This is a genomic window from Faucicola sp. SE7633 (genome assembly GCF_059264685.1).
Map to the genome: position 1 here is coordinate 30,768 of NZ_JCADBW010000002.1, position 11,863 is coordinate 42,630.

Consider the following 11,863-nt stretch of genomic DNA (forward strand, 5'->3'; position numbering starts at 1 on the left):
CGTGTGGTGACGATGAGTTATTTTGGTACAGATGGTATTCGTGGGCGTTTTGGCGAGCAGCCAATTCACCCGCAATTTTTGATTAAATTGGGTTATGCGGCAGGCAAGGTATTGCTTGCCGAGCAAAACGCACGCCGCGATGGGCAAGTGCCCAACGTGGTGATTGGTAAAGACACGCGGCTGTCAGGTTATGTCATCGAGGCGTGTTTGCAAGCAGGATTTAACGCGGCAGGCGTGGATGTCCACATGTTAGGCGTGATTCCAACGCCTGCGATTGCACACTTGACGCGCAGTTTTCATGCCGATGCTGGCGTGGTCATTTCTGCGTCGCACAACCCGTTTTATGATAATGGCGTGAAGTTTTTTTCACGCGATGGCAAAAAACTGTCTGACGCGACACAAGATGCCATCAATGCGCTGCTAGCGTCGCTTGAGAACCAAGCAATCGGCATTGACAGCCCTGAGGCGCTGGGGCGGCATTATCGGGTTGAGGATGCCAAAGGGCGTTATATCGAGTTTTGCAAAGGCACATTTCCGTATCACCTCAACCTCTCCGCCCTAACCATCGTGCTTGATACCGCAAACGGTGCAGGCTATAGCGTAGCACCGCGTGTGTTGCGCGAGCTTGGCGCGAGCATCATTGGTATGGGTGATGAGCCTGATGGGCTTAACATCAATGCCAAGGTGGGTTCAACCCATCCACAAGCGTTACAACAAGCCGTATTGGCGCACGGTGCGGATTTGGGCATTGCTTTAGATGGTGATGGAGACCGCATCATCATGGTGGATGAACGCGGTCAGGTAGTCGATGGCGACGCGATTTTGTATGTGCTGGCCACCCAAGGCAAACACAAGGCGGTGGGTGTGGTTGGCACGTTGATGAGCAACATGGGCTTGCAGCTGGCACTGACGCAGCAAGGCATTGACTTTGTGCGCGCCAAGGTTGGCGATCGCTATGTCATGCAAGCGCTTGAACAACGCGGTTGGACACTGGGTGGCGAGTCGTCAGGGCATATTTTGACCTTGGATAAAGCCAGTACGGGCGATGCCATCGTGGCGGCATTGCAGGTGTTGGCACTGGTTGTCGAAACGGGCAAATCGTTGAGCCAGTTACTGACAGGCTACACCCAACTGCCGCAAACGTTGGTCAATGTGCGTCTCAATCAACGTCAAGACCCGTTTGCCCACCATGAGCTTGCCGCGCGTTTTGCCGAGGCAGAGCAGAGCTTGATGGGGCGCGGGCGGCTGCTCATTCGCCAGTCGGGCACTGAGCCTGTCATTCGGGTGATGGTCGAAAGCGACGACGAAACCGAGTGCCACACGCTGGCAAATGAATTGGCAGGTGCGATTCGCCAAGCATTGGCATAACTGGCATAATGGGTTTAGACGCTGCCGCGCGAAGCTTGTTGTCTTGGCAAGATTGGGCTAAACTGGTTCGATAGATACAGTGACCAACCAACTTTAGCCCAATTTTAACGATACCTAACCGCAGAGCCCTCACCATGCCAAGCGCACCACACCACACCGAGTTTGATTTTACCAACCAACGCCAATCGTACGAGCAAGGCGAACTGCTAGAAATCACCTTGCCCGATGCGCCCATGCCACTGCTACAAACATGGCTCAAGCAAGCGTTGGCCACCGAGCCGCATGAAGCCTATGCCATGGCATTGGCAACTTGTGGGCGCGACCATCAACCATCGGTGCGCACCGTGTTGATGCGCGAGCTGGTTGCATTGGCTGATGGTCAAATTGGGCTGACGTTTTATACCAACTATGACAGCGCCAAAGCCGCTGATTTAGCCGCCAACCCACGCGCTGAGGTGTTGTTTTTTTGGGCATCGCAAGAGCGGCAAGTGCGCATCAGTGGGCAAGTCGCCAAGGTCAGCCGTGAGCAAACCGCCGACTACTTTGCCAAGCGTCCGCATGATAGCCAGCTGGCAGCTTGGGTCAGTACACCGCAAAGCGGCGTGGTTGATAGCCGCACCACCATGCAAACGCGCTATGACGCGCTTGCCGAGCAGTACCGCGACCAAACCGTGCCTGTACCAGATTTTTGGGGAGGGTATCAGCTGATCGCTGAGCATATCGAGTTTTGGCAAGGCCGTGCCAACCGTATGCACGACCGCATGGTGTATGTCTGGCAGGGAGCAGGTTGGACGCGTGAGCGTTTATTGCCTTAGTCGCCCCAACGTGCTGCCCTCACGTCAGCAAATGGCGATACAACAGCGGAATATCACCGTAAAATGCGCAAAGTCCCACAGCAAACACCCCGTGGTTGGCAATCGAAATCGGTGATAGTTCAACAATCGGTACTTGCGTCAAGCCGTATCGCTCTGCCAACAGCCGCTGCAAGGCAACTGATATATCCTTGGACACCGCCGTATCCGCGATAAACAGCGCACTGGCGCGCAGGCCTGCACGTTTGGCCAAGTGTTCGGCAATGCGCGTAATCGCCCGTTCGGTTTTGCGCACTTTGTCTGATACAATCAGCGTGCCCGTTTCATCAAGGTGAATCACAGGCTTGATGTCTAGCAAATTGGCAAGCCAGCCTGTGGGCGCGGAGATTTTTTTGTTGCGAATCAGATAATCAAGCTGACTGACAGTGAAATAAACATCGCTGTTGGCGCGCAGCGTATTGAGCCGTGTGACGATGTCATCAAACGATTTGCCTTGACTCAGCATGACACCTGCTTCATACACCAATGCACCCTCAGCCACGTTGATTGACTTGGTGTCATACACGCAGATATTCAGCTGTTGGGCAAAGCGCGGGCGCACACGCTCAACGATTGCTAAGCTGTCGCTAAATTGTGACGAAATACAGCTGACAAACACATCGGTATAGCCGCGTTGTATCAACTGGGAAAACAAATTGGCGATTTCATGCTCGCTGGCAGGGGTAGAAGACGCCAGCGCGTGGGGGCGCAGCGGATTGGTCATAATCTCAACCAGCCGCTGACTGTTGATATTTTTGCCATCGATGAATTCAACCGTATCAACCTTGACATGCATACGCAACAATTCAAGCTCAAACGGCAACGCCATACCCTGCAAACAACATGATGACGTGGCAACCACAATCGGCTTCATAGCAATCCCTGCCCAAATGTTAATGAAAATAGTCAGCGTCATCACCGTGGCGTGCCATCAACTGTCCTTGTGTTGGCTAACGTGCGGTGAAGGTCTGCTTAACATAGCAAAAAATTTATCCTGCCGCAAGCTTGGCTGAAGTACGGGTTGGGTGGCGCGACACGTATCGTGTTCAACCATTATCACAAACTTGCATTAGTGGCGCAATTTTATGCCAACGGGTGATAAAAATAGTCTCAAGGGGCGCAAAAGAGCATTTATTCCGCTGCATAAACTTGCTAAGATAACAGGCTAATTTTTTTATCCTCCGTTGTCGTAAACCTGCGCCTTTAGGCGGTGGATACAAGGCAACACGGGAACTAAAATTACACACGAATTTTTTTAGCGTGTGTGTTTTACCACGTGTGCTTTACTACAAATCTTGTTAAAATAACCCCATGAAAACCCTCAAGCTACGCATACGAGATAAAAACACAGACCAAATTAACCGCCTAAGTGGTTCGGTCAATTTCGTGTGGAACTACATCAATGACTTGAGCCTGCAATACCTTAAACGCACAGGCAAATTCCTATCTGCCTATGATTTAAACAAATACACCAAAGGCAGCGGCGAACACCTAAATCTACACAGCCAAACCATCCAAGCCATCAACGAAACCCACGCCAAATCGCGTCGCCAATTTAAAAAAGCCAAACTAAACTGGCGCACCAACAACCCCAAAGTTAAGCGCAAATCACTGGGTTGGCTACCCTTTAAACACAGTGCCATCAAACACCTAGCCACCAGACAAACAGGCAAAAAAGGCTTAAAATCTACCCTACAGCTTAGTTTAGCTCACGGGCAAAAGCTAATTATTGACCTATGGGACAGCTACAACCTAAGCCTATACCAAATTAACACCTGTGAAATCGTACAAGACAGCCGTAACCGATGGTATGCGTGTATCACCGTCAAAGACTACCCCAAACAACCATGTGGGGCAGGTAGCGTCGGCATTGATTTAGGCTTAAAAGACAGTGCTACCGCCTCAAATGGCGACAAGCTACAAATCAAGCAAACGCTCAAATACGCCAAAGCGTTAGCCACCGCCCAACGTGCAAATAACAAACAGCGTATCAAGGCAATCCATGCCAAAATCAAAAACACACGCCAAGACCTAATACATAAATTCACCTCCCGATTAGTCAAAGACAATGCCCTAATCGTGGTCGGTGATGTTAAAACTCCCCAATTTAACAGTAAACAAGGCAAACTCGCCAAGTCGGTTTACGATGCAGGTTGGTTTGAACTCAAACGACAACTGACTTACAAATGCGAGCACGCAGGTTGCCGTTTTGAAATCGTGAATGAACGATACACTACCTGAGGACGGCACTAGCGAAGCACCGCTTCGCCCGTCCGCAAGACAAGGGCTATGCCCGCCGTGACGTGTTCGTGCTGTGGCGATACGTCCAGTAGTCCGAAAGGTAGAGCAGGTTTGCGAATAAGAGATGAGAACGGATAAGCAAAGCACTGCTTTGCCCGTTCGCAAGACAAGAGCTATGCTCGCAGTAGACTTGTGCAAAGTGTGGCACATGGCATGATAGAGATATCAATGCCAGTCGGAACATTCTTGCGGCAGGTCTAACCGTCTGGGAGCAGGAATCCCCTCACTTTAGGGAGGGGAGGAAGTCAAAAAACAGGTGTTTTGTAAAATTTTTGATAAAATCGACCACAAGGAAATCGCGCGGTGACCGCCACTTTATCTAGCCAAGCCTCCCTGACAGAGCAACCTATAGCCGCCAACGGCAAGCCCAAACGTGCGCCGATTGTGGTGGTCAAAATCGGCTCATCGCTACTGACCAACAACGGGCGCGGCCTTGACCGCACAGCGATTTATGAATGGGCAAAACAAATTGCGCGGCTGCACCAAGCAGGGCAGCAGGTGCTATTGGTTTCATCGGGCGCGGTGGCAGAGGGTGTGGTACGCATGAACCTTGATGAACGCCCCAAAAAACTTGCCGCCTTGCAAGCGTGCGCCGCCGTCGGGCAAATGGGGCTGATTGAAACGTGGTGGTCGGCGCTGATTCAATACGGTATCCAAAGCGCGCAGCTGCTACTGACCCACGACGACCTAGCCAACCGTAACCGCTACCTAAACGCTGCCAATACCTTGCAGCAGCTGCTAGACTGGCAGGTCTTGCCCGTCATCAATGAAAACGACACGGTAAGTGTCGGGCAAATCAAGTTTGGCGACAATGACAGCTTGGGCGCGATGGTGGCAGCGATGGTCAAGGCGGATTTGTATATTATTTTGACCGACCAAGACGGCGTTTTCACCGACAATCCCCGCCACAATCCCGACGCAACCTTGATTGCCCATGAGCGTGCGATGGCAGATTATCTGTTTGATATCGCAGGTGAGGGCGGTAAACTGGGCAGTGGCGGTATGCTGACCAAAATCCGCGCGGCGCGACTGGCGGCGATGGGCGGTTGCCCAACTGTGATTGCTAACGGGCGTGTTGATGCTGTCATCACACGCATTGTGGGGGGTGAAGCGATTGGCACGCGCTTGACGACCAATGACGCGGATAAGAGCATTGCCAAAAAGCAATGGCTTGCCGCCCATTTGCGTATGGCAGGGCGGTTGGTGCTTGACGCAGGCGCGGTCAATGCCATTGTCAATCACGGCAAAAGCCTACTATTGGTTGGCGTGCGTGAATTGCAAGGCGATTTTGATGAAGGCGATGTCGTTGAATGCGTCGATGAGCAGGGCACGCGCGTGGCGGTCGGGCAGGTCAGTGCCAGCGCGCAAACCGCCCGTGATACCCTTGCCAACCAATCCGCGCAAAATTCAGTGATTTTACACCGCGACAATATGGCAGTGGTGATTTGATGGTTGGTGCAAGCCAACCGCCAGACCCAAGGACTTACCAAACTTACAACCCAGTAGGCGACCGATGACCCAGCACCCGTTTCCCCCCTTAAAAAATGACCGCTTATTAAAAGCCCTACGCTTTGAGCCGATTGACACCACGCCTGTGTGGATGATGCGCCAAGCAGGGCGTTACTTGCCTGAGTACAAAGCCACGCGCGCGCAAGCAGGCGATTTTTTAAGCCTATGTAAAAACACGGCGCTTGCAACGGAAGTCACCTTGCAGCCGTTGCGGCGTTTTGACTTGGATGCGGCGATTTTGTTTAGCGATATCCTAACCATCCCCGACGCGCTTGGGCTTGGGCTGTACTTTGAAGCAGGGGAAGGCCCTAAATTTCGCCGCACTGTGCGCAGCATGGCGGACGTTGAGGCATTGCCTGATGTCGATATGGTGGCGGCATTGGACTATGTCATGGCAGCAGTGACCAGTATTCGCCATGCACTTGCTGGGCAAGTGCCGTTGTTTGGTTTTTCAGGCAGCGCGTGGACACTGGCAACTTACATGGTCGAGGGCGGCAGCTCACGCGATTTTCGCTACACCAAAGGCTTGCTGTACCGTGAGCCTGCTACCTTGCACGCGCTGCTTAGCAAACTGACTGCCGCAATTATTGAGTATTTGGCAGGGCAAGTCGCGGCAGGTGCGCAGTTGGTGCAGGTGTTTGACAGTTGGGGCGGCGCGTTGGCGCATCGGCAGTTTGTTGAATTCTCCCACCAGTATAATTGTCAAATCGTGCGCGCGCTCAAAGCCCGTTGCCCCGATGTGCCTGTGGTGCTATTTACCAAAGGCGGTGGTTTGTGGTTGGATGAACAAGTCATGAGTGGCGCGGACGCGCTGGGCTTGGATTGGACAATGCCGCTGGCACGCGCGCGCCAAATCGCCGTGCCCAAGCAAGTCGCGCTACAAGGTAACCTCGACCCTGCCACACTGTATGCCGCGCCTGCCGATATCCGCCGCCACACCCATGCCATGCTTAATGACGTATATCGCGATGGCGTAACAACAGGTTACGTCGCCAACCTTGGGCATGGTATCAGCCAATGGGTCAATCCCGACCACGCCAAAGCATTTATCGATGCGGTGCACGATTATCGCTGTTAGCGGTATTGTTGCACCTCAATCAAAAAGCCCAAACCAAGGCGGTTTGGGCTTTTGTTAAATTCCAAGCTTTTTTATCATTCGTTGCCGTAAACCTGCGACTTCAGGCGGTGGATATAAGGCAATTGTTAAATGCGATGAGTTTTGCTATACTCATCTCACTATATTCAATGTCTTACATTCCACAGTTAAGTTAAGACTAAATTGCGAGTACGCAGTAACTTAACTGGTAAGACGTTTCCAAACACACACTTAAGCTAATTCGTGTCTAAGACAATCCTAACGGTAGGATTAGCTTAAAATAAGAACCTAAGATGTACGGTGTGTCGTACGGGCGGTTGCCATTGTCTTAGGTTTGCGGTGGGGCTTCACCGTCTTGCAGAAGGAATCCCCTCACTTTAGGGAGGGGAAGAAGTCAAACAAAGATTTGACAAACCGATAAGCCGGGTTCTGTCGAGGACGAACATTCATCTAGGCGCAGCGTCGCCGCTACGCTCAAGCAACCTACCCGTGTCCTATGCGGGCCACACGAAACGGACACCTATTTGGTCTTGCTACGAGTGGAGTTTACCTTGCCGTGCGTTGTTACCAAGCACGCGGTGGGCTCTTACCCCACCGTTTCACCCTTACCGCGGCAAGCATGCTTGCCGAGGCGGTCTATTCTCTGCTGCACTGGTCGTAGGCTTGCGCCTCCCAGCCGTTAGCTGGCACTCTGCCCTATGTAGCCCGGACTTTCCTCCCTACCGTTGCCTGCTGTGGCGTGGTACAGCGTTCGTCTGGTCTGCCAAAGGCAAATTATAGCACAGTTTTGGCAAGTTTTGTCAAAATCAGCAAATTTTGCCCAAACCCATGCCGCCCAATCTAGCCAATCAGGCATTGGGCGCGTCGTTTTGTCCCGTCAAACGCTGATACTTTGCCATAAGCTCATCGTGGCTTTCGATATGCTCAGGGTCTTTAGGGATACAATCAACGGGGCATAGCAAAGCGCACTGCGGTGTGTCATAATGCCCCACGCATTCGGTGCACAGCGCAGGGTCAATTTCATAAATCAACTCGCCCATATAAATCGCTGCATTTGGGCATTGCGGCTCACACACATCACAGTTGATACATTCGTCAGTAATTTTTAATGCCATGTTTCAATATATTTAAAAAATAACGCATCAAATCAAGCCATCGCGTTTTTTTTGGGCAAACGCAGCCTCAACCTCAGGCGGCACAAACTTGCTGCTATCACCGCCCAACTTGGCGATTTCGCGCACCAAGGTCGAGGAGATAAACGAATACTGCTGCGCAGGCGGCAAAAAAATCGCCTCAAAGTCAGGGTGCAGCTCACGGTTGATATTGGCAAGCTGAAACTCATACTCAAAATCCGACACCGCACGCAGGCCACGCAGCACCGCACTGGCGCGTTGGCTGGTAAACAAATCCACCAACAACCCCGAAAATCCGATGACCGTCACATTGGGCATGCGGTGTACGCACGCCTCAACCAACGCCACGCGCTCTGCCAAACTAAACAGCGGCTTTTTGTGGTGTCCGTGCGCCACCGCAATGACCACCTCATCAAACAGTTTGCTGGCGCGTTTGACCAAATCCAAATGCCCGTTGGTAATCGGGTCAAACGTACCGGGATAAAGAATACGGCTATGTTTTGGGCTATGACAGGTGGAATCGGCAACGGTTTGGGAATCAGCGGTAGCAGCCATAACAACGCCTAACGTGGTGGGGTGGAATAAAAAATAAGCAGGTAATACAAGACAGTGCCATACAAAACCGTATTGTAGCACAAAACGGCAGCAAAAAATCGGACTAAAAAATTGTGCCCCATGTCGGCAGGTAGCCAGCCGTTGGTCACCTGATTGCACCAGATGCGGACATTTGGGGAGACAGGTTGCGCAAGCCTGATTGTTTTTTGCGTCAATTTGCCCTATATTAGATGGTTTAACTTGGGAAAAAATTATGAGTAAAAAGGCGAAAACGCCCAGCCTGATTGCCAGTAACAAAAAGGCGCGTCATGAGTACTTCATCGAGGAAACCTACGAAGCAGGGCTTGAGCTGCTTGGCTGGGAGGTCAAATCGATTCGCGCAGGCAAGATGCGTATCACCGAAAGCTATGTCACCTTCAAAGACGGCGAGGCGTTCTTATTTGGGGCACATATTCAGCCGCTGCTATCTGCCTCCACGCACATCGTCGCCGATGCCATGCGCACGCGTAAACTTTTGCTACATCGGCGCGAGATTGACAAGCTGTTTGGCATGGTCAATCAAAAAGGGCACACCTGTGTCGCGCTTAGGGTATATTGGAGTCATGGGCTGGTCAAGTGTGAAATTGCACTGGCAAAAGGTAAAAAACTGCACGACAAACGCGCAACGCTCAAAGAACGCGACTATCAGCGCGACAAACAACGCGGTTTTAAACACTTGGCTTGATTAACACCCATGACCGACCGCAATTTTGACGATATCAGCAGCCATTTTGCCCAAAAAATCTATGGCGGCTTAAAGGGGCAAATCCGTTTGGCGGTGCTGCGCCGTGATTTGCACAACTGGCTTGCGGCATGGCAAGCGCACAATCCGTCACGCGCGTGTCGGGTGTTAGATATTGGCGCAGGGCTTGGGCAGCTTGCCATTGAGCTGGCAGTGGCAGGGCATACCGTCACGATCAATGATGTATCGGCAAATATGCTGGCATTGGCGCAACAGGCCGCACAGGCGCAAGGCGTGGCAGAGGCCATCAGTTGGCACACTTGTGCGTATCAAGATTTGGCGGTGCGTCTAGATAAGGCGGATACGCCAGCGTTTGATTTGATTTTGTGCCATGCGGTGCTTGAATGGCTGGATACGCCACAAGCGATTATGGCGTTTATCGATGATTGGCTGGTGGCAGGTGGTGCGTTGTCACTGTGTTTTTATAACCCTGCCAGCTTTGTTTATCGCAACCTTATCATGGGCAATTTTAATCTGCTTAACAACGCAGATTTTCAAGCCGATTCGGGCAGCCTAACGCCCAATCATCCTGTTGAGCTGGCCGCGGTACAAGGCTGGCTAGACGCGCTTGGCTATACGGTGGTGCAAAGCTCGGGGCTGCGCGTGTTTCATGATTATGCACCCCTTAAGCGTGGCGGCAATGCCAATCCCGACGCGGTGATTGCGATGGAGCTTAAATACAGCACACAAGCACCGTATAAATGGCTTGGACGCTATTTGCATTTGTTGGCGCAAAAGCCGCCCATGCTAACTAGCGATACCCCACATCATCCATCAACATCTTAGCATTGGCAAGCCCTGCGTGAGACTGCTCGGGCGTCAGTGCGCTGTAAACGCCATCGCCCCATGCTTTGAGGCGCACAGAAGGTTCGGCTTGCGGATGGATGGGGTAGGTGTCGGTCAAACTGGCAAATAGGCTTTGCTGGTCTGGCTTGGCAAGCCATTCTATCAGCTGTAGGGCAAGCTCGGGCTGCTGGCTTGCGCGCGCCATGGCGATGGCGGTCAAGCGTTTGGGCACGCCACCCGATGACGCATTTATCCATGTCAGTGCCAGCGGTGTGTTGGGGTTTTGCTCGGCAAACTGCGCAAAATGCTGGCTATCGACCAGCCCAACTTGGCATTCGCCGCGCGCGATGCCAGCCAGCAGCGCGTCATCATCCGCAAACGGTGGTCGCGCCAAGTTTGCAAGCCAACCTTGTAGCACGCTACGGGTTTTGGTTTCGCCCATATCGTGAATCAATTGCGCCACCAAAGCTTGATTGGCAGGGTCTTGGGCTGAGGTCAGGCAGAGTTTTTGTGCCCATTTGGGCGCGGCAAGGCTGGCAAAACTACCGATATCGGCGGATTTCAGCCAACGCCCATCATACACCGCTGTGCGCGCGTGATAAGACAAGGGCAACCAATTGCCATCGGGGTCAAGGTAAGCGTCGGGCACGGCATCGGCGGCCTGCTCGGCATTAAATGGCTGCAAAAGCGCGCCCTCAGCCGCCTGTTGCAAAATATCCGTATCACTGCTCAGCACAATATCGGCAGGCTGACCGCTTAAGGTGGCGACCAACTGCCGAGGTGTGGTAGTTACCACGCGGATATCGACCTCATGCTGTTTGGCAAAATCCTGCAACAGCGGACGAATGGCCGCAGGCTCAATACTGCTAATGATGTGCAGCACCGCGCGCATTTCGGTGGGTGTTGCGCTGGCTGCCGCAGCCGCATGGGCAGCGGGCGCACTGGCAGACGACTGGTTTGAGGTGTCATCAACGGGCGCGTTAGAACACCCCGTCAAAGCCAGCACCACGCCAACCAACAGCGCGTGCCGAACCGTCTGACACGCATCCAGACGTGACCTTGCTAAGGCGGTGAATCGGTCATGGATGGATGGGCAAAAACGGGCGGTGGTGGATTTTAGCATCATATCTTAACAATAGCACAAACACACGCCACGACCGAACACGTCAGCCACTATCAATTAAGCGTGCAAATCTGCCATTATAGCCCAATCTGTGTGCAAACTTAGCCATCTGGTCAAAAAAATACCCAAATGACGAGGCATTTGGGCAGGAGGAAAACGGGTATCGTGTTATTGTTATTAAACAACAAGGTAGCATCATTAAGCCATGGTTGCCTTGACTTGATGATGAAATTATTATAAATCAATGACATAATTTTAGGGTTGTATCTTGTGCAACTTGCGTAATGTTTTGCCAAAAAAACTTACTGCTCAAGAAACATTAAAACCAAAACGCGGCAAAATCGGCTACAATAGCGTTTG

10 protein-coding genes, 1 other RNA gene and 1 pseudogene are annotated in these 11,863 nt (G+C 52.2%); 7 read left to right on the forward strand and 5 right to left on the reverse strand.

Features of this window, described 5'->3' with window-relative positions; translation table 11 throughout:
* The first annotated feature begins 12 nt into the window (after window positions 1-12).
* Together glmM and pdxH are read left to right on the forward strand one after the other, a co-directional pair.
* On the forward strand, window positions 13-1,368 hold the full coding sequence (glmM, locus tag AC5L4R_RS01035; RefSeq protein ID WP_494473485.1) for a phosphoglucosamine mutase: 1,356 nt from the start codon (window positions 13-15) through the stop codon (window positions 1,366-1,368).
* Between the two features lie 134 nt (window positions 1,369-1,502).
* Entirely contained in the window at window positions 1,503-2,183 is a 681-nt protein-coding gene (gene pdxH, locus AC5L4R_RS01040) for a pyridoxamine 5'-phosphate oxidase (RefSeq protein WP_494473486.1), read from the forward strand.
* 19 nt (window positions 2,184-2,202) lie between these two features.
* Here the strand turns inward: pdxH and AC5L4R_RS01045 are convergent, their stop codons facing one another.
* On the reverse strand, window positions 2,203-3,093 hold the full coding sequence (locus AC5L4R_RS01045; protein WP_494478021.1) for a DegV family protein: 891 nt from the start codon (window positions 3,091-3,093) through the stop codon (window positions 2,203-2,205).
* Window positions 3,094-3,530: 437 nt separating this feature from the next.
* Here AC5L4R_RS01045 and AC5L4R_RS01050 point away from each other — a divergent pair.
* From AC5L4R_RS01050 to hemE, 3 genes and pseudogenes are all read left to right on the forward strand, one after another.
* Window positions 3,531-4,752, forward strand: a pseudogene (locus AC5L4R_RS01050) (RNA-guided endonuclease InsQ/TnpB family protein).
* A 101-nt stretch (window positions 4,753-4,853) separates the two neighbouring features.
* Window positions 4,854-5,969: a glutamate 5-kinase gene (proB, locus tag AC5L4R_RS01055; protein ID WP_494473489.1), complete on the forward strand. Its 1,116-nt coding sequence runs from the start codon at window positions 4,854-4,856 to the stop codon at window positions 5,967-5,969.
* A gap of 64 nt (window positions 5,970-6,033) precedes the next feature.
* On the forward strand, window positions 6,034-7,107 hold the full coding sequence (gene hemE / locus AC5L4R_RS01060; RefSeq protein WP_494473488.1) for a uroporphyrinogen decarboxylase: 1,074 nt from the start codon (window positions 6,034-6,036) through the stop codon (window positions 7,105-7,107).
* A gap of 420 nt (window positions 7,108-7,527) precedes the next feature.
* Here the strand turns inward: hemE and rnpB are convergent.
* From rnpB to coaD, 3 genes are all read right to left on the reverse strand, one after another.
* An RNA gene (rnpB, locus tag AC5L4R_RS01065) (RNase P RNA component class A) lies at window positions 7,528-7,892 on the reverse strand.
* A gap of 81 nt (window positions 7,893-7,973) precedes the next feature.
* The gene (locus tag AC5L4R_RS01070; protein WP_494472292.1) at window positions 7,974-8,240 is read right to left on the reverse strand and encodes a YfhL family 4Fe-4S dicluster ferredoxin; all 267 of its coding nucleotides are present in this window, start codon (window positions 8,238-8,240) and stop codon (window positions 7,974-7,976) included.
* A gap of 27 nt (window positions 8,241-8,267) precedes the next feature.
* Window positions 8,268-8,813, reverse strand: a complete 546-nt coding sequence (gene coaD, locus AC5L4R_RS01075) for a pantetheine-phosphate adenylyltransferase (RefSeq protein ID WP_494472293.1) — start codon at window positions 8,811-8,813, stop codon at window positions 8,268-8,270.
* A gap of 253 nt (window positions 8,814-9,066) precedes the next feature.
* Here coaD and smpB point away from each other — a divergent pair, with 253 nt between their 5' ends.
* Both smpB and AC5L4R_RS01085 read left to right on the forward strand, forming a co-directional pair.
* The gene (smpB, locus tag AC5L4R_RS01080; protein ID WP_494472294.1) at window positions 9,067-9,537 is read left to right on the forward strand and encodes an SsrA-binding protein SmpB; all 471 of its coding nucleotides are present in this window, start codon (window positions 9,067-9,069) and stop codon (window positions 9,535-9,537) included.
* A gap of 9 nt (window positions 9,538-9,546) precedes the next feature.
* On the forward strand, window positions 9,547-10,380 hold the full coding sequence (locus AC5L4R_RS01085) for a methyltransferase domain-containing protein (RefSeq protein ID WP_494472295.1): 834 nt from the start codon (window positions 9,547-9,549) through the stop codon (window positions 10,378-10,380).
* Here the strand turns inward: AC5L4R_RS01085 and AC5L4R_RS01090 are convergent.
* The gene (locus AC5L4R_RS01090) at window positions 10,346-11,506 is read right to left on the reverse strand and encodes an extracellular solute-binding protein (protein WP_494472296.1); all 1,161 of its coding nucleotides are present in this window, start codon (window positions 11,504-11,506) and stop codon (window positions 10,346-10,348) included. The two genes, AC5L4R_RS01085 and AC5L4R_RS01090, sit on opposite strands and share 35 nt — an antisense overlap.
* Window positions 11,507-11,863: the final 357 nt, after the last annotated feature.